This window comes from Streptomyces meridianus (genome assembly GCF_023703325.1).
In the GTDB taxonomy this organism is placed as follows: domain Bacteria; phylum Actinomycetota; class Actinomycetes; order Streptomycetales; family Streptomycetaceae; genus Streptomyces; species Streptomyces meridianus.
This window is the reverse complement of sequence record NZ_JAMQGM010000028.1, coordinates 36,121-58,431: the sequence shown is the minus strand read 5'-3', so window position 1 is coordinate 58,431 and position 22,311 is coordinate 36,121. Positions and strand designations below refer to the sequence as shown.

At 71.0% G+C, this 22,311-nt stretch carries 24 protein-coding genes; 4 read left to right on the top strand and 20 right to left on the bottom strand.

Annotation, left to right across the window (positions count from 1 at the left end):
• Positions 1-2: 2 nt before the first annotated feature.
• From M1E25_RS13325 to M1E25_RS13285, 9 genes are all read right to left on the bottom strand, one after another.
• A complete protein-coding gene (locus M1E25_RS13325; RefSeq protein WP_251414716.1) occupies positions 3-1,322 on the bottom strand; it encodes an MCE family protein in 1,320 nt (439 codons plus the stop codon).
• Between the two features lie 3 nt (positions 1,323-1,325).
• Complete coding sequence (locus M1E25_RS13320; RefSeq protein ID WP_251414879.1) at positions 1,326-2,069, bottom strand: ABC transporter permease; 744 nt, start codon at positions 2,067-2,069, stop codon at positions 1,326-1,328.
• 86 nt (positions 2,070-2,155) lie between these two features.
• Positions 2,156-2,938, bottom strand: a complete 783-nt coding sequence (locus M1E25_RS13315; protein ID WP_251414713.1) for an MlaE family ABC transporter permease — start codon at positions 2,936-2,938, stop codon at positions 2,156-2,158.
• Positions 2,935-3,894: an ABC transporter ATP-binding protein gene (locus M1E25_RS13310; protein ID WP_251414711.1), complete on the bottom strand. Its 960-nt coding sequence runs from the start codon at positions 3,892-3,894 to the stop codon at positions 2,935-2,937. Before M1E25_RS13310 ends, M1E25_RS13315 begins: the two co-directional genes overlap by 4 nt.
• A gap of 157 nt (positions 3,895-4,051) precedes the next feature.
• On the bottom strand, positions 4,052-5,143 hold the full coding sequence (locus M1E25_RS13305; RefSeq protein WP_251414709.1) for an RNA polymerase sigma factor: 1,092 nt from the start codon (positions 5,141-5,143) through the stop codon (positions 4,052-4,054).
• A 349-nt stretch (positions 5,144-5,492) separates the two neighbouring features.
• Positions 5,493-5,804: a DUF4229 domain-containing protein gene (locus M1E25_RS13300; protein ID WP_251414707.1), complete on the bottom strand. Its 312-nt coding sequence runs from the start codon at positions 5,802-5,804 to the stop codon at positions 5,493-5,495.
• 102 nt (positions 5,805-5,906) lie between these two features.
• Positions 5,907-6,437 carry a GNAT family N-acetyltransferase gene (locus M1E25_RS13295; RefSeq protein ID WP_251414705.1) on the bottom strand — a complete coding sequence of 177 codons (531 nt, stop codon included), beginning with the start codon at positions 6,435-6,437 and terminating at the stop codon, positions 5,907-5,909.
• Positions 6,438-6,517: 80 nt separating this feature from the next.
• Positions 6,518-7,681 carry an aminofutalosine synthase MqnE gene (gene mqnE, locus M1E25_RS13290; RefSeq protein ID WP_251414689.1) on the bottom strand — a complete coding sequence of 388 codons (1,164 nt, stop codon included), beginning with the start codon at positions 7,679-7,681 and terminating at the stop codon, positions 6,518-6,520.
• A gap of 111 nt (positions 7,682-7,792) precedes the next feature.
• Positions 7,793-8,245, bottom strand: coding sequence for an Lrp/AsnC family transcriptional regulator (locus M1E25_RS13285; RefSeq protein ID WP_251414686.1), 453 nt, complete (start codon positions 8,243-8,245; stop codon positions 7,793-7,795).
• Between the two features lie 113 nt (positions 8,246-8,358).
• Between M1E25_RS13285 and M1E25_RS13280 the strand changes: the two genes are divergently transcribed.
• Positions 8,359-8,502, top strand: coding sequence for a hypothetical protein (locus tag M1E25_RS13280; RefSeq protein WP_251414671.1), 144 nt, complete (start codon positions 8,359-8,361; stop codon positions 8,500-8,502).
• A gap of 65 nt (positions 8,503-8,567) precedes the next feature.
• Here M1E25_RS13280 and M1E25_RS13275 read toward each other — a convergent pair whose 3' ends face one another.
• Positions 8,568-9,308, bottom strand: a complete 741-nt coding sequence (locus M1E25_RS13275) for a UbiX family flavin prenyltransferase (protein WP_251414668.1) — start codon at positions 9,306-9,308, stop codon at positions 8,568-8,570.
• A gap of 116 nt (positions 9,309-9,424) precedes the next feature.
• Between M1E25_RS13275 and M1E25_RS13270 the strand changes: the two genes are divergently transcribed.
• A complete protein-coding gene (locus tag M1E25_RS13270; protein ID WP_251414650.1) occupies positions 9,425-10,030 on the top strand; it encodes a rhomboid family intramembrane serine protease in 606 nt (201 codons plus the stop codon).
• A gap of 12 nt (positions 10,031-10,042) precedes the next feature.
• On the opposite strand, the gene mqnP is transcribed toward M1E25_RS13270, so the two are convergent.
• Both mqnP and M1E25_RS13260 read right to left on the bottom strand, forming a co-directional pair.
• Complete coding sequence (gene mqnP / locus M1E25_RS13265; protein WP_251414647.1) at positions 10,043-10,945, bottom strand: menaquinone biosynthesis prenyltransferase MqnP; 903 nt, start codon at positions 10,943-10,945, stop codon at positions 10,043-10,045.
• Positions 10,942-12,393, bottom strand: a complete 1,452-nt coding sequence (locus M1E25_RS13260) for a menaquinone biosynthesis decarboxylase (protein ID WP_251414645.1) — start codon at positions 12,391-12,393, stop codon at positions 10,942-10,944. The genes mqnP and M1E25_RS13260 overlap by 4 nt, the downstream gene beginning before the upstream one ends.
• A 142-nt stretch (positions 12,394-12,535) precedes the next feature.
• Here M1E25_RS13260 and M1E25_RS13255 point away from each other — a divergent pair, with 142 nt between their 5' ends.
• Entirely contained in the window at positions 12,536-12,853 is a 318-nt protein-coding gene (locus M1E25_RS13255) for a PLD nuclease N-terminal domain-containing protein (protein ID WP_251414637.1), read from the top strand.
• Positions 12,854-13,185: 332 nt separating this feature from the next.
• On the opposite strand, the gene ccsB is transcribed toward M1E25_RS13255, so the two are convergent.
• From ccsB to hemL, 7 genes are all read right to left on the bottom strand, one after another.
• Positions 13,186-14,286, bottom strand: a complete 1,101-nt coding sequence (ccsB, locus tag M1E25_RS13250) for a c-type cytochrome biogenesis protein CcsB (RefSeq protein WP_251414635.1) — start codon at positions 14,284-14,286, stop codon at positions 13,186-13,188.
• Positions 14,283-15,998 (bottom strand): cytochrome c biogenesis protein ResB, encoded by a 1,716-nt coding sequence (gene resB, locus M1E25_RS13245; RefSeq protein WP_251414632.1) that lies wholly within the window; start codon positions 15,996-15,998, stop codon positions 14,283-14,285. Before resB ends, ccsB begins: the two co-directional genes overlap by 4 nt.
• A gap of 3 nt (positions 15,999-16,001) precedes the next feature.
• The gene (locus tag M1E25_RS13240) at positions 16,002-16,766 is read right to left on the bottom strand and encodes a cytochrome c biogenesis CcdA family protein (RefSeq protein WP_251414630.1); all 765 of its coding nucleotides are present in this window, start codon (positions 16,764-16,766) and stop codon (positions 16,002-16,004) included.
• A 4-nt stretch (positions 16,767-16,770) separates the two neighbouring features.
• Positions 16,771-17,406 carry a TlpA family protein disulfide reductase gene (locus tag M1E25_RS13235; RefSeq protein ID WP_251414628.1) on the bottom strand — a complete coding sequence of 212 codons (636 nt, stop codon included), beginning with the start codon at positions 17,404-17,406 and terminating at the stop codon, positions 16,771-16,773.
• Positions 17,407-17,458: 52 nt separating this feature from the next.
• The gene (locus M1E25_RS13230; RefSeq protein ID WP_251414626.1) at positions 17,459-18,718 is read right to left on the bottom strand and encodes a polysaccharide deacetylase family protein; all 1,260 of its coding nucleotides are present in this window, start codon (positions 18,716-18,718) and stop codon (positions 17,459-17,461) included.
• A 95-nt stretch (positions 18,719-18,813) separates the two neighbouring features.
• Positions 18,814-19,518 (bottom strand): histidine phosphatase family protein, encoded by a 705-nt coding sequence (locus tag M1E25_RS13225; protein ID WP_251414624.1) that lies wholly within the window; start codon positions 19,516-19,518, stop codon positions 18,814-18,816.
• Positions 19,519-19,526: 8 nt separating this feature from the next.
• A complete protein-coding gene (gene hemL / locus M1E25_RS13220; RefSeq protein WP_251414623.1) occupies positions 19,527-20,843 on the bottom strand; it encodes a glutamate-1-semialdehyde 2,1-aminomutase in 1,317 nt (438 codons plus the stop codon).
• Positions 20,844-21,124: 281 nt separating this feature from the next.
• Here hemL and M1E25_RS13215 point away from each other — a divergent pair, with 281 nt between their 5' ends.
• Positions 21,125-21,562: a hypothetical protein gene (locus M1E25_RS13215; RefSeq protein ID WP_251414620.1), complete on the top strand. Its 438-nt coding sequence runs from the start codon at positions 21,125-21,127 to the stop codon at positions 21,560-21,562.
• 60 nt (positions 21,563-21,622) lie between these two features.
• Here the strand turns inward: M1E25_RS13215 and M1E25_RS13210 are convergent, their stop codons facing one another.
• Positions 21,623-22,216, bottom strand: coding sequence for a TetR/AcrR family transcriptional regulator (locus tag M1E25_RS13210; RefSeq protein ID WP_251414617.1), 594 nt, complete (start codon positions 22,214-22,216; stop codon positions 21,623-21,625).
• Positions 22,217-22,311: the final 95 nt, after the last annotated feature.

The following is a 22,311-nucleotide window of genomic DNA, read 5'->3' as shown; positions in this document are numbered from 1 at the left end:
GTTCACGCGACGCTCACCGCCGTTCCGCGGGCCATCGGGCCGAACAGCAGGGTGGCGACGTCGGGCACCTCGTCGGCGGGCACGCCCATGACCGGGGCCACGAGGGCGCCCATGGCGCGCTGCTCGGCCGCGGTGGCGGACACGGTGCCCGCGCCATGGTTGCTGCCGTCGGCGAACCGCCGGGCCGGTGCGGGGACCGGGGGATTCGGCAGCCCCGCACAGTGCGGACCGCGGCGGTCGGCGTAACGCGGTTCCTCTCCGGGCCGGTAGGCCGGCCGCGGCAGTGCGAATTCGAGGGTGATGTGCATCTTTCCGCCTCGGAAGGTCTCATCGGCTCGTTCGTTCTGGTCGACCAGGCCCTCCAGCAGGCACGGGTACTCCGGCGAGTAGCGCGCGAAGAGGGCGAGCGTCGGGCGGGAGACCCGGCCCAGGGTGACGAGCCGTTCGGCGTTGTCGTCGAGGAACCCCTCGGCGGTCCCCGCGAAGCGGGTCGTGCCCGTCAGGGCCGAGCGCAGCGCGTCCTCCTTCTCGACCAGGGTCCGGCTGCCGGTGACGGCGTTGTCCAGCACACGCAGCAGGTCCGGCGCGGCGTCGGCGTAGATCTCCGCGACGTCGGCGAACCGGGCGATGTCCTCCTCGAGGGAGGGCAGGTGGGGATTGAGGCGCTTGAGATAGCGCTCCAGGCGGGCGAGGTTGTCACCGATGTCGTCGCCGCGTCCCTCCAGGGCAGTGGCGAAGGCGGTGAGCGTGGCGTTGAGTTCGCCGGGCTGCACGGTGCGCAGCAGCGGCATCAGATCGTTCATCAGCTGCTGGATCTCGATGCCCGCCCGGGTGCGGTCCTGCGTGATGACGTCGCCCTCACGGATGGGCCGGGGCGGAGCGTCCTGACGGATGGGCCGGCCCGGCGCGTCCTCGGGGATCACCAGGTCGACGTACTTCTCGCCGAAGAGCGTCTTGGGCAGCAGCCGGGCCTGCACGTCGGACGGGATCAGCTCCACGTCGTCGGGTTCGAGGGCGAGGTCGAGGGTCGCCTTCTCCCCGTCGGCCCGCACCGAGCGGACCTCGCCGACGATCAGGCCGCGCAGTTTGACGTCCGCCCGGCGGTCCATCTGGTTGCCGATGGAGCCTGCCTCGAGCGTGACGTTGACGACCGGGGTGAACGCCTTCCGGTAGACGGCCACGGTCAGCGACAGCAGCAGGGCGATGACGACGAGGAACACCACCCCGTACAGCCGTAGTTCCCCCGGACGGGACAGGTTCTTCGGGGACAGTCCCCGCAGGGAGGGGCGCACGTAAGCGCGCCGCATCATCGACGTCGGCATGGGCTACCCCGCAATCCGCACTGTGGTGTTGGCGCCCCAGATGGCGAGGCTGAGGAAGAAGTCGAGGACGTTGACCGCGACGATGGAGGTGCGCACCGCCCGCCCGACCGCGACGCCCACCCCGGCCGGTCCGCCCGAGGCGTGGTAGCCGTAGTAGCAGTGGACGAGGATGATCACGACGGCGAAGACGATCACCTTGCCGAAGGACCACAGCACGTCGACGGGTGGCAGGTACTGCTGGAAGTAGTGGTCGTAGGTACCCGTCGACTGGCCGTAGTAGCCGGTGGTGATGGTCCGGGCGGCGAAGTACGACGAGAGCAGCCCGACGATGTAGAGCGGGATCACCGCGACGAACCCGGCGATCATCCGGGTGGTGACCAGGAACGGGACCGAGGGGATGCCCATCACCTCGAGGGCGTCGACCTCGTCGCTGATCCGCATGGCGCCGAGTTGGGCGGTGAAGCCCGCGCCGACGGTGGCGGAGAGCGCGAGCCCGGAGACCAGCGGCGCGATCTCGCGGGTGTTGAAGTAGGCGGACAGGAACGCCACGAAGTTCGACGTGCCCAGCTGGTTCAGCGCCGCGTAGCCCTGGAGGCCGACCTCGGTGCCGGTGAAGAACGTGAGGAAGGCGATGACGCCCACACTGCCGCCGACCACCGCGAGCGCGCCGCGGCCGAAGCTGATCTCCGCCAGCAGCCGCAGCACCTCCTTCTTGTAGCGGCGGAGCGTGCGAGCGGTCCACGCCATGGAGAGCCCGTAGAAGGCCAGTTGGCCGCCGAGTCCCTCCAGGGAACGGAGCGGTCGCGAGAGGAAACGTTCGTAGGACGCCACAGCTATCCCCTCTGCGGAACGAGTTGGAAGTAGACGGCCGTCATCACGAAGTTCACGACGAACAGGAGCATGAACGTGATGATCACGGACTGGTTCACCGCGTCACCGACGCCCTTCGGCCCGCCCTGCGCGGTCAGTCCCTTGTGCGCGGCGACCACCGCCGCGAGCGCGCCGAAGACGAGGGCCTTGAGTTCGGCCGCATAGAGGTCGGGCAGCTGGGCGAGCATCGTGAAGGAGGCCAGGTACGCGCCCGGCGTGCCGTCCTGGAGGACCACGTTGAAGAAGTAGCCGCCGGCGATGCCGACCACCGAGACCAGCCCGTTCAGGAGCGCAGCGACGAGCATGGAGGCCAGGACGCGGGGGACCACCAACCGGTGCACCGGGTTGATGCCGAGCACCTCCATGGCGTCGATCTCCTCGCGGATCTTGCGCGCCCCGAGGTCGGCACAGATCGCGGAGCCGCCGGCCCCGGCGATGAGCAGGGCGGTGACGATGGGCGACGCCTCCCGCAGCACGGCCAGCACGGATGCCGCGCCGGCGAACGACTGCGCCCCGAGCTGCCGGGTGAGGCTGCCGATCTGGAGCGCGATGACCGCGCCGAAGGGGATCGAGACCAGTGCGGTCGGCAGGATCGTGACGCTGGCGAGAAACCATGCCTGCTGGATGAACTCCCGGGCCTGGAAGGGCCGCCGGAACAGGGAGCGGAAGATGTCCAGGGCGAGCGCGAACAGGCTGCCGGAGCTGCTGAGGACGCCGGTGGCGGCTCCCGCGGGTGACCATTTCATGTGCCGCTCACCACCCGGTCGCTCCGCTCCTCGCGCCGGGCGATCTCCTCCCACCGGGGCGACCTGGGGACCCCCGGGCCGGGCAGCAGCCGGGGCGTGTCGCCCATCGCGCCGGTCGCGCCCTTGCCGCCCTGCGGGCCGCGGCGCTCGCCCGCGTCGAGTTCGGCGAGCTCCTGCTCGACCTGGGCCGCGTCCTTCTCCTCGGCCATCCCGATCGGGCCCTGCATCCGCCCGCCCAGGAACTGCTCGACGACCGGCTCGTCGCTGGCGAACAGCTGTTTGCGGGGGCCGAACATCACCAGTTCGCGGCGGAACAGCAGTCCGATGTTGTCCGGCACCTGGCGGGCCGAGGCGATGTCGTGGGTGACGATCAGGAACGTCGCGCCGGTCTGCGCGTTCAGGTCGACGATCAGCTGGTTCAGGTAGGCGACCCGGACCGGGTCGAGACCGGAGTCGGGTTCGTCGAACAGGATGATCTCCGGGTCGAGCACCAGCGCCCGCGCCAGCCCCGCACGCTTGCGCATGCCCCCGGAGATCTCGCCGGGCAGCTTCTCCTCGGCGCCGATCAGACCGACCATGTCCATCTTCTCGAGGACGATCCGGCGCACCTCGCTCTCCGGCTTGCGGGTGTGCTCGCGCAGCGGAAAGGCGATGTTGTCGAAGAGGCTCATCGAGCCGAACAGTGCGCCGTCCTGGAAGAGAACGCCGAACAGCCGCCGCACTTCGTACAGTTCGTGCTCGCGCAGCCGGGTGATGTCGCGGCCGGCCACGTTGATCGCACCACGGTCGGGCCTGAGCAGTCCCACGAGCGTCTTGAGGAACACCGACTTGCCCGTGCCCGAGGGCCCGAGCATCACCGAGATCTCGCCTGCGGGCAGCGTGAGCGAGACGTCCTGCCAGATGACCTGGCTGCCGAAGGATTTCGTCAGTCCCTCGACGCAGATCTCGACACCCATCGGGGCACTCCTCCAGCGTCGGAAGCGGCCCGGGAAACGGGGCCGTCGTCAGCTCTACGGGCAGAGGTGCCTCGTCCGTCGCGCGGATCCGGGTTTTTTTCGTCCAGCCCGCGAGAGTGCCGGTCACCGCCGCCCGGCGGAGATGGCCGGGACACTCCTACGGCAGGCCGGGAACGGTGGCGGTGGCGTCCGGGGCCTGGTCCGTGACCGCGCCGGGGCTCTCCGCGGTGCCGCTTTGCGGGCCCGCGGGCGTACGGGGCAGCGCGGGCGCGTCGTCGGTGGTTCCGGTGGCGTCGGCGGAGTCGGTGTCTGGCCCGGTCCGGGACGCCTGGCGCACGGAGTCCGGAATGTTCGACTCCGGTACGGGGAGCGAAGGGGTCACCACAGCAGCCGACGGCGGGCCCGGCACCTCCGGCAGGGGCGCCGGCAACCCGTCGACCAGCCCGGCCGGCACCGCCGCGGCATCCCACCGCACCGGCGCGGACCACGGCGAGCCACCCGCCGGATGGCCCCGCCCGTCGGACGGGCCGTGTTCGTCGCCCGGTGCGCCCGTCCGGGGCTCCGCACGGGCCGGGGCAGCCGGTGGCATGAGATCCGCGTGCGGAACCGGGACATGGGGGACGACCACGGCGCCCAGCACGGCGAGCGTCGCCGAGGCCGTGGTGAGGGCCGGGGCGCTGATGCCGTCCCGCACCCGGGCCCACACGGACGACAGCGCGGCGACCGACAGGGTCCCGGCCAGCGAACTGCGCAGCGACCGGCGGGCCCGGGCCAGCAGTGACTCGACCGCCTCGTAGCTCAGGCCCATACGGCCCGCGACCTGCCCGACGTCCAGGTCCTGCGACTTGAGCCTGAGGGCCTCGGCCTGCCGGGCAGGGAGTTCGCCACTGCGCCCCGCCAGCCAGCGGGCCTCGTCCCGGTCGCAGACTGCCTCGTCCACCGGGACCGGGCCCGGGGAGACGAGCCGCGGATGGTCCCGTGCCTCGCGGTCGACCTGCCGGTGGCGGTCGACGCACAGCCGCATGGTGACCGTGGTCAGCCAGGCGCCGAGCCGCTCGTCGTCGATGTCGGACGCCTCCACGGCCCGGACCATGGCCTCGTGGACGGCGTCCTCGGCGTCCTCGGCGTTGAGCGAACGCCTGCGCGCCACCTTGAGCAGCTGCTCCCGGTGGCTCCACGTGCGCTGCCAGCGCTCGTCCGCACCGCGGCCGGGTCTTTCCTGACGGATGTTCTCCGGGTTCGTCGCCATCCGAGCCCCTTCGCACCAGGTTCAATGGCGGGGCGCCCGAGCTCTCACGGTGACCGGTATCCGGCTGGTCGGGCTGCAGGCGCTCCTTGCGCCACGGGGGTTCCCGTGGCTCTGCATGCGCGCCCGGCCCGGTGCAGTGGGGGGCGCCGGGGACGCGCCCGCCGGCACCGTCGCACGGAAAGCCGGCTGGGAGGCGACCTTAACCCGCCAGTAGCCTCGATGGGGAGGGGTGCGAGCAGGATTCGCCGCAGGTCGCCGTCCCTGCTGCCAGCGCAAACGCAAAAAGGCCCCGGGAGCAGGGGGGCTGCTCCCGGGGCTTTACCGGCTCGGGCGGAAGGTGCACTGCGCGTCAACTCCGGGTGCGGACGGCGTCGTCCGCGACGTCCTCCTGATCCCGGTTCGCCGACAGCCGTTCCTTGGCGCGGTCGACACGGCCGGCGATCTGCGCGGACATCGCGTCCCGCTGCCCGCGCAGCAGCACGTAGCTGAGCGGTGCCGAGATCACCAGCGCGAGGAGCAGCACCCACAGCGGGTTCGCGGAGCCGATGCCGGCCGGAAGGAGGCCGAAGTGCGTCAGGCCCCAGACGGCGAGGAAACAGGCGGCGAAGAGGGCGAGGCGCATCGCGGTGTACCGGAGCGTGGCGTTCGTCTTCAGGGACACGGTGTTCTTTCTCCTCCGCAGGCACGGGCTGCTGCCCGTCCAGTGAATCACGCCCCCTTTGTGATCGGTTGCGCGGGCCGGTCGGCGGTCGTGCGGCAGCGCTCACGTCTGCCGGAGCGGCAGCCAGAGGGTGACGTCGTCGCGGTAGTCGTCGTCCGCGACCCGGATCGCCCGGGGCACCCGCCCCACCTCGCGGTAGCCGCACCGGGCGTAGAAGTCCTCGAGGCCGAGCCCGCCCCGGCAGGTGAGCCGGAGGCTCTCGACGCCGTCCATGGCCCGGGCCTCACCGGCCACGGCCGCCATCAGGGCCCGGCCGTGGCCCTGCCCCTGGAGCGAGGGGCGGACCATGACGGTGTGCACCCAGAGCCAGTGCCGCATGATCCGTGCGGCGTTGTACGTCAGCAGGGCGGTGGCCACGGGACTGCCGTCGGCACCGCGGCCGACGAGGAGCCGGGCCCGGCCGTCGGCCACCGCCGCGAGCAGCTTGACGATCTCGGGGCGGATGTCGTCGGCGGTCACCGGCGGCACGAAACCGACCGCTCCCCCGGCGTTGGAGACGTCCGCCCACAACGCGCCGATACCGGCGAGCAGTTCGGGCGTCATTCGCGGGTCGAGGGTGAAGGTGACCGACATGCGGCCGACGATAACGCCACCGGGGGCGGGAGCGCGGGCCCTGCGGCGCCCCGCTCCCGCCCCCGGCGTGCGGAGGGACTTCAGACCCGCATGGGCTGCGGTGACTCGCGGCGGTCCGGGTCGGGGCCGGGGTACTCGCGGATGATCTCGTAGCGGGTGTTGCGCTCCACCGGCCGGAACCCGGCGTCACGGATGAGGTCGAGCAGGTCGTCGCGGCCGAGCTTGTTCGGGGTGCCGAAGTTGTCGGCGTCGTGCGTGATCTTGTATTCGACGACCGAGCCGTCCATGTCGTCCGCGCCGTGCTGGAGCGCGAGCTGGGCGGTCTGCACGCCGTGCATGACCCAGAACACCTTGACGTGCGGGACGTTGTCGAAGAGCAGGCGGGAGACCGCGAAGGTCTTCAGGGCCTCGGCCCCGGTCGCCATCGTCGTCCGTGCCTGGAGCCGGTTGCGGACCTTGCCGTCCTGCATGTCGACGAAGTCGTGCTGGTAGCGCAGCGGGATGAAGACCTGGAAGCCGCCGGTCTCGTCCTGGAGTTCGCGCAGCCGCAGCACGTGGTCGACGCGGTGACGGGGCTCCTCGATGTGCCCGTACAGCATCGTGCACGGGGTTTTGAGGCCCTTCTCGTGCGCGAGGCGGTGGATGCGCGACCAGTCCTCCCAGTGGGTGGCGTGGTCGACGATGTGCTGCCGGACCTCCCAGTCGAAGATCTCGGCGCCGCCACCGGTCAGCGACTCGAGGCCGGCCTCGATGAGCTCGTCGAGGATCTCGGAGGCGGACATACCGGAGATCGTCTCGAAGTGGTGGATCTCGGTGGCCGTGAACGCCTTCAGCGAGACGTCCGGCAGGGCTTCCTTGAGCGCCTTGAGCGAGCGCGGGTAGTAGCGCCAGGGCAGGGTCGGGTGGAGGCCGTTGACGATGTGCAGCTCGGTGAGGTTGTCGTTCTCCATCGCCTTGGCGAGGCGGACGGCCTCTTCGATGCGCATCGTGTACGCGTCCTTCTCGCCCGGCTTGCGCTGGAACGAGCAGTAGGCGCACGAGGCGGTGCACACGTTCGTCATGTTGAGGTGACGGTTGACGTTGAAGTGGACGACGTCGCCGTTCTTCTCGGTCCGCACCTCGTGGGCGAGGCCCCCCAGCCAGGCGAGGTCGTCGCACGCGTACAGCGCGATGCCGTCCTCGCGGGTCAGCCGCTCCCCGGCACGGACCTTCTGCTCCAGCTCACGCTTGAGTCCCGCGTCCATCCGGCCGCCTCCCGTATGTGTTCCGATCGGACCCGTCGAGCCTACGCCACCCCGTCGCGGCGGCCGCGGCGCGTCCCCTGCCCCGCCCGGCGCAGCGGGCCCGAGCGGAGGTCACTCCTCGGGCAGTTCGCCGACCCGGTTCTCCCACTTGGTGGAGAGCACGATCGTGGTCCGGGTGCGGGAGACGCCCTTGGTCCCGGAGAGCCGCCGGATGGTGCGCTCCAGGCCGTCCACGTCGCCGACCCGGACCTTGAGCATGTACGAGTCGTCACCCGCGATGAACCAGCAGTCCTCGATTTCGGCGAGATCCCGCAGACGTTCGGCGACGTCCTGGTGGTCGGTCGCGTCGGACAGGGAGATGCCGATCAGGGCGGTGACGCCGAGACCGAGCGACGCGGAGTCGACGGTGGCGCGGTAGCCGGTGATCACTCCGGCGGCTTCCAGGCGGTTGATGCGGTCCGTGACGCTGGGGCCGGAGAGACCGACCAGCCGACCCAGTTCGGCGTAGGAGGCCCTGCCGTTCTCCCGGAGTGCCTGGATGAGCTGCCTGTCCACCACGTCCATAACCTGGCGCCTTCCATTGTTTAGCGTTTTTGCGGATCTGCGTATAGAATCTAAGGTACACAGGGCAACGAGCCCTGGGAATCCATCACACGATCAATGATGATCCTTCAGGAGTGAGTTTCACCGTGTACACGATCGAGGTTGCACTGGCCCACATGCGTGAGCTGCAGGAGCGAGCCGACCGTTCACGCACGATCCGCGGCGCCGCCGGGAGCACCCGCACCAGGACCCGCTTCCCCCGCGCCAGGAAGCGCTGAGGAGTGTTGCGCAAGCCCTCCTTCCCCGCCCTCCGGGCGGACAAAGCCGGCTTTCGCAAAACCCCCTAGGACGCCCGACGGGGGCCGGTACCCGCACCGTGATCACCACCGGCCCCGCCCAGTTGCCCCTTCCACCTGCGGTACAGCCGATGCGGCACCTCCGCCGCATCCAGTACCCGCCCGGCGACGAAGTCCACCAGATCCTGGATGTCCGTCGCCCCCGCATAGAACGCCGGAGAGGCGGGCAGCACGACCGCGCCCGCCTCGTCCAGCTCCACCAGATGCCGCAGCGTCTGCCCGTTCAGCGGGGTCTCGCGCACCGCCACCACGAGCCGTCTGCGCTCCTTGAGCGTCACGCTCGCCGCCCGCTGCAGCAGATCCTTCGACAACCCCAGCGCCACGCCGGCCACACAGGCCGTACTCGCGGGGACGATCAGCATCCCCTTCACCGGGTAGGACCCCGACGACGGCCCCGCCGCCAGGTCCCCCGCCGGCCAGAACCGCACGTCGTCCAGGCCGGGGAGGTCCTCCGCGAACCGGCCGGGATCCCCGTCCGCGCCGCGGGAGAGCCAGCTGCGCAGGTCCTCGCGCCAGTGCGCGTCGCGGAAAGCGGACCCGGTCTCGTCCAGCAGGGTGAGCCGGGAGGCCCGGCTCACCACCAGGTCGACTGCCTCCCCCGCCCGGAGCAGCCCGCGCAGCACGGCGGCGGCATACGGCGTGCCGGAAGCCCCGGAGACCCCGACCACCCAGGGCCGACGCCCTCCCGGAGCGGATGCGTGGTTGGTGTTCGACTGGGACGGCTGCACGTGTCGAGCCTATCCGGGCACCGGTCCGGCACCGCTCGTGCCTCCTCCAGGAACAGCCGCGAGGCCCCGCCCGTTGCCTGGATGACGGCCCCGGCCGGGAACCGGAGGGAGGACGGATGCCGAACGGAACGGTGCGCAGCGGCGGCCGCGAGCGGGTCAAGGCCGCCGCGGTCGTCATGCTGGCCTGGGTGGCTCTGCTGTGGCTGCTGGAGGCGGTCGACGTCGCGAGCGGCAATGCCCTCGACACGTACGGCATCACCCCGCGCGACGTCGGCGAACTGCCGGACGTGATCCCGGCGTCGTTCCTGCACTTCGGCTTCGACCACGTCGCCGCCAACACCCTGCCCCTGCTGGTCCTCGGTTTCCTCGCCGCAGTGCGCGACCTGCGCCGCTTCGCCGGCGTCGTGGCCGTGATCGTGGTCACCGGCGGTCTCGGCGTCTGGCTGACCGCGCCCGCGTACTCGACGACGGCGGGCGCATCGGTCGTCGTCTTCGGCCTGTTCGGCTACCTGCTGGTGCGCGGCTTCGTCGACCGGCGGCCGGTCGACATCGCGGTGGGCGCGCTCGTCGCGCTCCTCTACGGCTCCATCCTCTGGGGCGTGCTGCCCACCAACGGCGCCGTGTCCTGGCAGGGCCACCTCTTCGGGCTGATGGGCGGAGTGCTCGCGGCGTTCCTGTTCCGCGACCGGCCCGAGCCGCGCGCCGACCGGTTCACCGTCTGACGGCGGCCCGGATCACCGGCCGAGGCCGCGGACCAGCAGGTCGAGCAGCGCGCACACGAACAACGCGATGCCGATGAACCCGTTGACCGTGAAGAACGCCCGGTTCAGCCGGGACAGGTCGTTCGGCCGGACGATCGAGTGCTCGTAGACGAAGGCGCCCGCGACGATCGCCAGGCCCGCCCAGAAGAAGGCACCCGCGCCGGTGGCCAGGGCGTACCAGACGAACAGGCCCGTGGTCACCGCATGGCAGACCCGCGCGCCCCGGATCGCCGCCGGGACACCGAAGCGCGCCGGGACGGACAGCACCCCGGTCTCACGGTCGGTCTCGACGTCCTGGCAGGCGTAGATCAGATCGAAGCCCCCGATCCACACTCCCACCGCGAGGCCGAGAACCACCGCGTCCCACGACCAGGTGCCGCTGATCGCGAGCCAGCCGCCGATCGGCCCCATCGCCTGGGCCAGGCCCAGGATGGCCTGCGGGAAGTTCGTGAAGCGCTTGCCATAGGGGTAGACGACCATCGGGATCACGGCGACGGGGGCCAGCGCCAGGCAGAGCGGGTTGAGCAGCGCCGCCGACGCCAGGAAGACCACCAGCGCGATCAGCGCGCCCGTCCACGCGTGCCGCACCGTCATCGCACCGGTCACCAGCTCGCGGTGGGCGGTCCGCGGATTGCGGGCGTCGATCTCGCGGTCGATGATCCGGTTCACGGCCATGGCGAACGTGCGGAGGCCGACCATCGCCAGGGTCACCAGGAACAGCCGGCCCCAGTGGACGGCCCGGTCCCACTCGTACATCGCCGTCAGCGCGGCGATGTACGCGAACGGCAGGGCGAACACCGAGTGCTCGATCACCACCAGGCGCAGGAAGGCCCGGGTGCGTCCCGGCTGCGCAATCGCGGCTGAGGCGCTGCTCACAGGCCGTACTCCTTCCAGCGGCGGTCCACCTTCGCGGCCGTCTGCGCATCGGACTCGACCATCTCGGGCCAGCCCCCGTCGCGGGTGTAGCCCTCCTCGGGCAGCTTCCGGGTCGCGTCGATGCCCGCCTTGCCGCCCCAGAACTGCTGGTAGGAGGCGTGGTCCAGGTGGTCGACCGGGCCCTCGACGACGGTCAGGTCACGCGAGTAGTCGGTGTTGCCGAGCGCCCGCCAGGACACCTCGTGCAGATCGTGCACGTCGCAGTCCTTGTCGACGACCACGATCAGCTTGGTCAGCGACATCATGTGCGCGCCCCAGATGGCGTGCATGACCTTCTGCGCGTGCTTCGGGTACCGCTTGTCGATGGAGACGATCGCGCAGTTGTGGAAACCGCCCGACTCGGGGAGGTGGTAGTCCACGATGTCCGGCACGATGATCTTGAGCAACGGCAGGAAGAACCGCTCGGTCGCCCGGCCCAGCGGCCCGTCCTCCGTCGGCGGGCGGCCCACCACGATCGACTGGAGCAGCGGACGGCGGCGCATCGTCACGCAGTCGATGGTCAGCGCCGGGAAGTCCTCCTGCGGCGTGTAGAAACCGGTGTGGTCACCGAACGGCCCCTCGGGCAGCATCTTTCCTGGCTCGAGCCACCCCTCCAGCACCACCTCGGCCTGGGCAGGGACCTGGAGCGGGACCGTCCTGCAGTCCACCATCTCGACCCGCTTGCCCTGCACGAAGCCGGCGAACAGGTACTCGTCGATGTCGCCCGGCAACGGCGCCGTCGAGGCGTACGTCACGGCCGGCGGGCAGCCGAAGGCGATCGCCACCGGCAGCCGTTCGCCGCGCCGGGCCGCCACCTGGTAGTGGTTCCGGCTGTCCTTGTGGATCTGCCAGTGCATGCCGATGGTGCGGCGGTCGTGGCGCTGGAGGCGGTAGAGGCCCAGGTTGCGGACGCCCGACTCCGGGTCCTTGGTGTGGGTCAGGCCGAGGTTGAAGAACGAGCCGCCGTCCTCGGGCCAGGTGAACAGGGCCGGGAGCGCGTCGAGATCGACGTCGTCACCGGTGAGGACGACCTCATGCACCGGTCCGTCCTTCACCTTCTTCGGCGGCACATGGGTCATGCCGGCGAGCTTGCCGAACGCCTCGCGCATGCCGACGAACCCCTGCGGCAGCTCCGGCTTGAGCAGCCCGCCGATCTTCTCGCTGATCTCGTCGTACGAGTCCAGCCCGAGCGACTTGAGCAGCCTGCGGTCGGTCCCGAACACGTTCATGGCCAGCGGCATCGCCGAGTCCTTGACGTTCTCGAAGAGCAGCGCCGGCCCGCCCGCCTTGTTCACCCGGTCGACGATCTCCCCGACCTCCAGGTACGGGTCGACTTCGGCCGTGATGCGCTTGAGGTCGCCGTCGCGCTCCAGCGCCCGGAGGAACGAGCGAAGATCGTCATAAGCCATGCGGTCCAGTATCCGCCATCGCCCGGTGCCCGCCGCCCCCGGGCGGCACGCGCCCGCTGCGGCCCCGTGTCCCACGACTACCCTGGAGCGGTCAGCGGCCTGCGCCGACCCGTCCCACCGAACCTGGGGGCACCGCTCCACCATGCTGAGGTATCTGCCGTTCCTGCTGGTCCTGGCCCTGTGGATCTACACGTTCATCGAGTGCCTCAACACGCCGGAGGACGAGGTCCGCAAACTCCCCAAGATCGCCTGGGTGTTCATCATCCTGCTCTTCGGCCAGGTGCTGATCGGCCCGGTCGCCTGGATCGCGGTCGGCCGCCCGCGCCGCACGAGCCCCGGCGGCCGCTCCGTCCGCCGCCAGTGGGTGGCCCCGGACGACAACCCGGACTTCCTCGACTCCCTCAAGAAGGACCAGGAGAAGAAGGAGAACCCGGAGGACCCCCCACCGCACACCGCCTGACGTCCCCTCTCCCCCATCCCGGCCCACAGGCCACCCGCCATTCGACCGGAGGGGGACGGGGCCGGAGGGTCGGGGGGCCTGAACACGGTGGGGTTCCCCATGCCGAAGGCAAGGGGACTATTTGTGGGCCGTAGCCGGGTTCAGCGATCCGAAAAGGGCTTCAACCGGCCCGATACGGTCCAGGCCCCCCGAGCCCGCAGGTCCCGGCGCCCGGAGCCGCCACGCACGCCGGTCCCGCCGAGACCCCGGCCGCCGCACCCGAACCGGCCCGGCCGAGCCCGACCCCGGCTCACCCCGTCCGTCCCGGAAACGCCCCGTCCCCGAACCCCCCGTCACACCCCCGCGTACGAGTGCTTGCCGGTGATGAAGATGTTCACCCCGTAGTAGTTGAACAGGAAGCACGCGAACGCGATCAGCGCCAGGTAGGCCGCCTTCCGCCCCTTCCAGCCCGCCGTGGCCCGAGCGTGCAGGTAACAGGCGTACGCGACCCAGGTGATGAAGGACCAGACCTCCTTGGGGTCCCACCCCCAGTAGCGTCCCCACGCCGCCTCGGCCCAGATCGCCCCCGCGATGATCGTGAACGTCCACAGCGGGAAGATCACCGCGTTGATCCGGTAGGCGAACTTGTCGAGGCTCGCCGCCGACGGCAGCCGCTCCAGCACGGACGACGCGAACGCGCCCGGCTGCGGCCCCTGCGGTACCGCGAGCTTCGCCTCGTACCGGTCTCGGAACAGGTAGAGCAGCGTGCCCACGGCGCCGAGGTAGAACACCGCACCGGAAATGATCGCGCAGGAGACGTGGATCCACAGCCAGTACGAGTGCAGCGCGGGGACGAGCTGGTCGCTGGCGGTGTAGAGGACGGTCACGGCCAGACCGAGGTCGAGCAGAACCGTCGTGACCAGCGGCAGCCCGATCCAGCGCACCGGTTTCCCGGAGGCCAGCAGCACCAGGTACGCGCCCACGGCCACCGCCGAGAAGGTGGTGGAGAACTCGTACATGTTGCCCCAGGGCGCGCGCTCGACGGACAGCGCTCGGGCGACCACCCCGCCGGCGTGCACGAGGAACGCGAGCACCGTCAGCGACACGGCGATCCGGCCGTAGAGGTCGCCCTGCTCGTCGTCGCCGGCCGCGCCCGGCCCGTCGGGGACGTCGCGCGCACCGGTGACCGAGCGGGTGACGACCCGGGGGCGTTCGGCGACAGCGGCGCCGCCGCCCTTGCCGCCGGTCCGGACGGTGACCGGCGCGGAACCGGAGCCCGCCGCAGCAGCCGGCTCCGTCAGCGCGGCGGCCGTCCGGGCGACCCTGCTGCGGCTGCCGAACACCCACTCGGCGATGTGGGCGAGGAAGGCGAGCGTGTAGACCGCCATCGCCGAGTAGATCAGCACATTGCTGATGTCGGCCAAGTTCTCGTTGGCCGCGGTCGCCAGGTTCACGCGCGCGCTCCTTCACCTTCGGCGGATTCGGCGGTTACAGCTGATTCAGCGGACTCTGCGGTGTCGCCGGAAGCGCCATCCTCCGGCGAGGGGAGGGCCGGGGCGTCCGGTTGCAGTTCCACGGCCAGGTCGGCCAGCTCCTCGGGCAGCTTCGTGGACTCGCTGCGGCCCAGCCCCGCGATCTCGACGGCGGTCGTGCCGTCCTTGCCGCGGACCGCCCGCACCCACACCCGGCGCCGCTGGATGAACAGCGAGGCGGACAGGCCGGCCAGGGCGGCGACCGCCCCGCCGAGGGCCAAGCCCTTGGCGGGCTGGTGGGACACCTGGAAGCTGGCCCAGGTCTTCACACCGTCGAGCCGCAGGGAACCCGCGCCGCCCGGCAGCTTCACCGTCTCACCGGGGCGCAGGAACTTCCGGAACAGATCGCCGTCGGCGTCCTTGAACTGCTTCATGTTGCGGGTCTCGAGCTGGTACACGTTCTGCGGCACCCCGGAGTCGACGCCGAGGTCCCCGTGGAAGGCGTTGACCGCCAGCACCGGGTAGTCCAGTGCGGGGAACGACGAGTGCGGGCCGCGCACCCGGTCCAGCGCGAAGGTCGGCATGAACCGGCCCTGGAAGCCGAGCTGCTCCTTCTTGCCGTTCCCGTCGCGGTAGTCGGGGACCTTGACGACACCGACCGAGCTGAGGTTGCCGTCCTGCGGGAGGAACGGCACCGCGCCCTGGTAGGCGATGTCGCCCTGGCCGTCCTTGACCGTGATGACCGGGGCGTAGCCGTGCCCGATGAGGTAGACCCGGTCGCCGGCGATGTCGAGCGGACGGTTCACCTCGATCGTCGACCGGCGCTCCGTGCCGTCCGCGCCCTCCCAGGACTTCACGTGGGCGCGGAACACGCGCGGCGTGCCCTTCTGCGGGCCGCCGCGCTCGTAGCTCGCGTCGAAGCCGTGCAGGGTGAACCCGAAGGGGGCCAGGTCCTCCTGGTCGAAGAGGGCGCCGGACTTGAAGTCGTCGTACTGCGTGAGGGTGTTGGAGAACCCGTCACCGTCGACGATCAGCTTGCCGCCCTCGGACTTCCACAGCTGCCCGACCGCGAACGCCACCAGCATCACGATCAGGGCGACGTGGAACACCAGGTTCCCGGCCTCGCGCAGGTAGCCCTTCTCGGCGGCCACCGCGTCGCCGGAGATCCGGCTGCGGAAGCGCCGGCGGCGCATCACGCGTTGCGCCGCCTCCAGCACCTGCCCGGGCTCGGCGCGGGTGCGCCAGGTCGTGTGGGCGGGCAGCCGGTCCAGCCGGCGCGGCGCCGCCGGGGGGCGCCCGCGCAGTTGCCCGATGAACTGCCAACTGCGTGGCACGATGCAGCCGATGAGGGAGACGAACAGCAGGATGTAGATCGCGGAGAACCACACCGAGCTGTAGACGTCGAACAGCTGGAGGCTGTCGTAGATCGGGGCCAGGGTCTCGTGCTTCGCCTTGAACGCGTCGACCTTGGTGGCGTCCACGGCGGTCTGCGGGACCAGCGAGCCGGGCACCGAGGCGAGGGAGAGCAGGAAAAGCAGCAGCAGCGCCACCCGCATCGAGGTCAGCTGCCGCCAGAACCAGCGGGCCCAGCCGATCACCCCCAGCGCCGGCGCATGGAGGGAGTCGGACGGTGCGGTGGAGAGCTGGGCCCCGGCCTCGCCGAGCCCGCGCTCTTCGGTTTCGACCTTGGTCATGCCTCAGATTCCCGGGGTGAAGGTGGACGACCAGACCTGGAGTCCGGCGATGAGACGGTCCCAGATGCCCGTCACGAGCAGCACGCCGACCGCGACCAGCATCGAGCCGCCGATCCGCATCACCCACTGGTAGTGCTGTTTGACCCAGCCGAACGCACCGAGGGCGCGCCGGAAGGCGACGGCGGCAAGGATGAACGGCACGCCGAGCCCGAGACAGTAGGCGGCGGTCAGCAGGGCGCCGCGGCCGGCGCTGGCCTCGTTGAACGCGAGGGCGTTGACGGCGCCGAGCGTGGGCCCGATGCAGGGTGTCCAGCCGATGCCGAACAGCACGCCGAGCACCGGCGCGCCGAGCAGGCCCATGGTGGGCCGGGCGTGGAAGCGGAACTCCCGCTGGGCGAAGCCGCCGAGGAGGCCCATGAAGGCCAGGCCGAGCACGATGGTGAAGGCCCCGAGCACCTTGGAGATCGTCTCCTTGTGCTCCTCCAGGGTCATGCCGAAGTTGCCGAACAGCGTCCCGTAGGAGACGAAGACGGCCGTGAACCCGAGCACGAAGAGGGACGCGCCGGCGACCATGCGGCCCCGGCGGGCCTCGGCCAGGTCGGTCCCGCTGACCCCGGTGACGTAGCTGAGGTAGCCGGGCACGAGCGGCAGCACGCAGGGCGAGAAGAAGGAGACCAGCCCCGCGAGCAGCGCCACGGGCAGGGCGAGCAGCAGCGCGCCGGTGAGGACGGTCTGCTGGGGGTCGGCGGCTGCGGTGAGGGCAGTCACACGATCACTTCTCCGCGATCAGCGGATCGAGGGTCTTGCGCAGCTCTTCCTCGCCGAGCGGCTTGAGGGCCCGGGCGGCGATCCGGCCGTCGCGGTCGACGAACACGGTGGACGGGATGGCCCGCGGGTTGAGGCTGCCCTTGGGGAAGCGCAGCATGAGCCGGCCCGTCGGGTCGTAAAGGCTCGGGTAGGGGACCTCGAACTCCTTCTCGAACTTCACCGCCGGCGCCTTGTTGGGGTCCCGGGAGTTGATCCCGACGAACTGCACGCCGTCGGCCTCGGTCTCGTTCGCTGCCTTCACCAGGTGCGGCATCTCGGCACGGCAGGGTGCGCACCAGGAGCCCCAGACGTTGAGGACGAGGACCTTGCCCTTGTAGTCGGCGAGGTCGATCTCCTTGCCGTCGACGGTCGGGCCCGAGAGGGCGGGCAGCGGCTTCCGGTCGGCCTCGGCGACCTTGTCGATTCCGCCGGTGCCCGGGACGAACCGGGTGCCGGACCCGCCGGAGTTCCCTCCGGCTGCGCCGGTCCCCTCACCCGAGCCGCAGGCGGACAGGAGGAGCCCGGCAAGCACCGCCCCCACGGCAAGCAGGGCGGTGCGCGGGCGATCCGGTCGACGACGGAGGGCGCGGCGGCTACTCATGTGAAAAGTTTCGCATGCCCCTTACGAGGATCTTCCGCACCCCCCTGGGCGCTCATCCGCCGGTGAGGTAGCGCTTCCATCCACCGGGCGGACGGCGGCCGACATCGAGGGCGCGCAACCGGTCCAGCACCTTCGGGTCCTGGGCATCGAGCCAGTCCGCGTACTGCCTGAAGGAGACGATACGGACGTCCTTGTACCGCTCGTCGGCGATGTGTTCGAAGGCCTCCTCGACGGCGTCCATGTAGATGCCGCCGTTCCACTCCTCGAAATGGTTGCCGATGTGCAAGGGCGCGCGGTTCGTCTCGTAGGCCCGCCGGAAGCCTGCGATGTAGGAATCGCGGGCCTGCCGTTTCCAGCCCGGGTAGTTGGACGGGTCGCTCCGGGTCGCGTTGCGGGACTGGTTGGCGAGCATGTTGTAGTCCATGGACAGCACCTCGAAGGAGCGTCCGGGGAACGGGATCTGCTGGAGCGGGAAGTCCCAGATGCCGTTCTTCTTCGACGGCCAGACCTGACGTCCGCCGGGCGAGCTGGCGTCGTAGCGCCACCCCAGTTCCCGGGCCGCCGGCAGCAGGTTCCCCTGACCCAGCAGACACGGGGTACGGGCGCCCACCAGTTCCTTCTCGTAGTCGAAGGGCAGCGGGGCGACGTCCCGGAAACCGGTGTGGGTGCGCCAGTGGGACACGAACGACTTCGCCTGCCGTATCTCCGACAGCCACTGCTGCTTCGTCCAGTTGGCCACGGAGCCGGGCCCCGAGCAGAAGTGGCCGTTGAAGTGGGTGCCGATCTCGTGGCCCTCACGCCAGGCCGGTCCCAGGTTCTCCAGCGTGGCGCGGATGTGCTCGTCGGTGAGGTAGCCGATGTCGGAGGCGCCGGCCGGGTTGTTCGGCGGCCGGTACAGGCGCCGCTTGGACTCCGGCAGCAGGTAGACGCCGGACAGGAAGAACGTCATCGACGCACCGTGGTCCGCAGCCAGCTTGCGGAACCGGGGGAAGAGACCGTTGCCGACCTCGCCGGCGCCGTCCCACGAGAAGACGACGAACTGCGGCGGCGTCCGGCCCGGCTCGAGCCGCTCCGGTTCCCTCCGGTGCGGCTGGGGACCGGTGTCGGACGTCGAGCCGTCCCCCAGTAACCGCACCGACGGTTCCGGATGAGGCTTTCGGCCGGCCTTCCGGACACCGGGCCCGGACCCGGCACCGCCCCCCGCGTGCCCGTCGGACGTTCTCACCCACCCCGATCCGCACGCGGCGGCGCCCAGCGCCGCCGCACCGCCCAGAGCCGCGCCCAGCAGGGCCCGCCTGCCGACCTCCCGCATCCCGAGTCCCCCTCCGTGTCGCCGCGCCCCCTCGGGGGCGGTTGCCGTTTCCCGGCGAGGGCGGCGAACGGAGGCTGCGGGCGACGCCGCGCGGTCTACGCGCCGAAACCCTTCGCAGCGCCCTTCACGGCGCCCCTGCCGAACCGGGGCTGCGCGCCACCGCGCAGATGCGGGGGCACCAGCTCCAGCGCAGGCTCGCTGTAGCACACCGAGACGATCCGGTCGCCCTCGAAGGTGAACGACGTCAGGCTCGCGAGCGTGCACTGCCGCTTGCGCGGGTCGTGCCACAGCCGGCGCCTCTCGACGAAGCTGCGCACGATCCAGATCGGCAGCTGATGGCTGACGGCCACTGCCTCGTGGCCCCGGGCGGCCTCGCGCGCCTTCTCGAGCGCCCCCATCATCCGCACGACCTGATCAATGTAGGGCTCGCCCCACGACGGGCGGAAGGGGTTGGCGAGGTGCCGCCAGTTGCCCGGGCGGCGCAGCGCACCGTCGCCGACACCGAACGTCTTCCCCTGGAAGATGTTCTCCGCCTCGATCAACCGCTCGTCACAACTCACGTCCAGGCCATGGGACTTGGCGATCGGTGCGGCGGTCTCCTGGGCGCGCTCCAGTGGCGAGGAGACGATGTGGGCGATGTCCCGGCCCTCGAGGTGGCCGGCCACCCGTTCGGCCATCTCCCGGCCCAGGCCGGACAGGTGGTAGCCGGGCAGCCGGCCGTAGAGCACCCCGTCCGGGTTCTCCACCTCACCGTGCCGGACCAGATGGACGACGGTGATGTCGTTGTCGTTCGTGTACATGCCCTCCATCATTCCGACGCCTCTGCCGCCGCACGCGCCGCCCCCGGCAGAGCCGCGGCGATGCGCTCGACGGCTGCGGTGTCGTGGGCGGCCGACAGGAACCAGGACTCGAAGGCGGAGGGGGGCAGGTGGACGCCCTGCGCGAGCATCGAGTGGAAGAAGGCGGTGAACCGGTGGGCCTGCTGGCGCCTGGCCTCGTCGTAGTTCGTCACCGCGTCCTCGGTGAAGAACACCGAGAACATGCTGCCCGCCGTCTGGAGCCGGTGCGCGACGCCCTCCTTGGACAGCGCCTCGGTGACCGCGGCCTGCACCTGGACGGAGGCCGCGTCGACCCTCGCGTACGCGGCGTCGTCCAGCAGTCGCAGCTGTGCGACGCCCGCCGCGGTGGCGACCGGATTCCCGGAGAGGGTACCGGCCTGGTAGACCGGGCCCGACGGGGCGAGGTGGGCCATCACGTCCGCGCGGCCGCCGAAGGCCGCCGCCGGGAAGCCGCCGCCCATGACCTTGCCGAACGTCATCAGGTCCGGCCGGACCCCGTCGATGCCGTACCAGCCGGCGCGGGAGACCCGGAAACCCGTCATGACCTCGTCGGAGACGAACAGCGCGCCGTTCTCCTCGCAGAGCCGCTTCAGCCCGGCGTTGAACCCGTCGAGCGGCGGGACGACGCCCATGTTGCCCGGCGACGCCTCGGTGATCACGCAGGCGATCTCGCCGGGGTGCGCGGCGAACGCGGCGGCGACGGCATCCAGGTCGTTGTACGGGAGGACGACCGTCTCGCCGGCCTGCGCGCCGGTGACACCGGGGGTGTCGGGCAGGCCGAAGGTGGCGACACCCGAACCCGCCGCGGCCAGCAGCGCGTCGACGTGGCCGTGGTAGCAGCCGGCGAACTTGATCACCTTGGCCCGGCCGGTGAATCCGCGGGCGAGCCGGATCGCCGACATGGTCGCCTCGGTGCCGGACGACACCAGACGCACCTGCTCCACGGGCTCGACCCGGGCGACGATCTCCTCCGCGAGTTCGACCTCGCCCTCGCCCGGCGTGCCGAACGAGGTGCCGCGCCCGACGGCCTCCCGGACCGCCTCCACGACGGCCGGGTGCGCGTGCCCGAGGATCATCGGCCCCCAGGAACACACCAGGTCGACGTACTCGCGTCCGTCGGCGTCGGTCAGATACGGCCCGGAGCCGGACACCATGAAACGAGGCGTCCCGCCGACGGCGCGGAATGCGCGCACGGGAGAATTCACGCCTCCGGGCGTCACGGCGGCCGCACGGTCGAAGAGCGTCTGCGAAACTGGGGCTTGGTACGTATAGGTCACGTGAGCCATGGTGTCAGAGCCGGACAGGGACCCGCGTCCGGGCGTTTCGCAGCCCGCCCGATGGGGAGGTCTCTGACACGATGATCGGGTTGCGCGGCGGGGTCCGCGAGTGGTCGGGTGGAGATATGCATCGCGGTGGCGGACTGGGCGACGGGGTCGGTGATCTCGACCCCGAGCGTGCCGGTGTTCCCGGTGGGGATGGGGCACCCCGCGCCGGCGCCGAACGTTCCCGTGGACGGGGACGTCATCGGCGGGATGGCGCGGAAAGGGTCGGGAGCAGGGGTGGCCGAGTGGGGGTGACCTACAAGTACTTCGGTGCGCCGGACGGGGCCACGGCTGCCCGGGTGCCGGTCTCGATGCGCCCGGAGGAGCTGGGCGGCGACGAGCTCGGCATGGGCGGGATGTTCACCAAGATCAAGCCGGAGACCATGGCGGCCATGGTGCTGACCGGCATCGAGGGCGTGCCGCTGCACAAGGTGCCGCCGCTCGAACTCGTGGTGCTGCACCCGGACTACGCAGTGGTCAAGCTTCCGATGACCGTCGTCGACCCGCTGCGCGGCGTGGGCGAGGAGTCCGTCGGCGCGGCGGCCTTCATCTGGTCCACGGTCCCGGACCGCGGCGGACCGAGGGACGCCTTCAACGTCTACCAACTCCTGCACGAATGGCAGGACTTCAGCCACCGGCTGCACGAGGCGGGACACCAGGCGTACTGCCTCGTCTGGCCCTGAGCCGCAGGACGCGGAGATGCCGGCCGTCCGCCTGCGGTCCTCCGGTTCACCACAGTTCGGTCACGGCAGTTCGGCGGTCAGGTAGCGCTGCACCGTCGGCCCCAGCCAGGCGACCAGTTCCTCCCGTGGCATCCCGGCCGCGGGCGCGATCCGCAGCACGAAGCGGCCCAGTGCCATCCCGAGGATCTGCGAGGAGACCAGGGCGGCACGCGTCGGCCCCTGCCCCGGGACCGGGCAGACCTTCGCCACCACCGGTTCCAGCTGCTCCCGGAAGATCTCCTGCATCCGACGGGCCCCGGCGGCGTTGGTGACGCCGACCCGGAGCAGCGCCGTCAGGACCTCGTCGTCCTCCCAGCGGTCCAGGAAGTGCCGGACGAGCGCCCGGCCGGCCTCTGACCGGGGCACCTCGGAGAGGTCCGGGAGCCGCAGGTCGAACTCCGAGGCGGCCGCGAAGAGCCCCTCCTTGCTGCCGTAGTAGCGCATCACCATCGACGGGTCGATGCGTGCGTCCCGGGCGATGGCGCGGATGGTGGCGCGCTCGTACCCGTCCGCGGCGAACCGCTCGCGGGCCGCTCCGAGGATGGCGGCCCGGGTGGCGTCGGAGCGGCGGGCCCCGGCGATCGGCCGAACCGGCGGCTTCTGCTCACTGACCATGCCAACAACTGTAGGCCAACAAGCGTTGACAATCCATACGGGCCGCCCTACCGTTGCCAACAAGCGTTGACATACGGCGTGTTGCCATCTGGAGG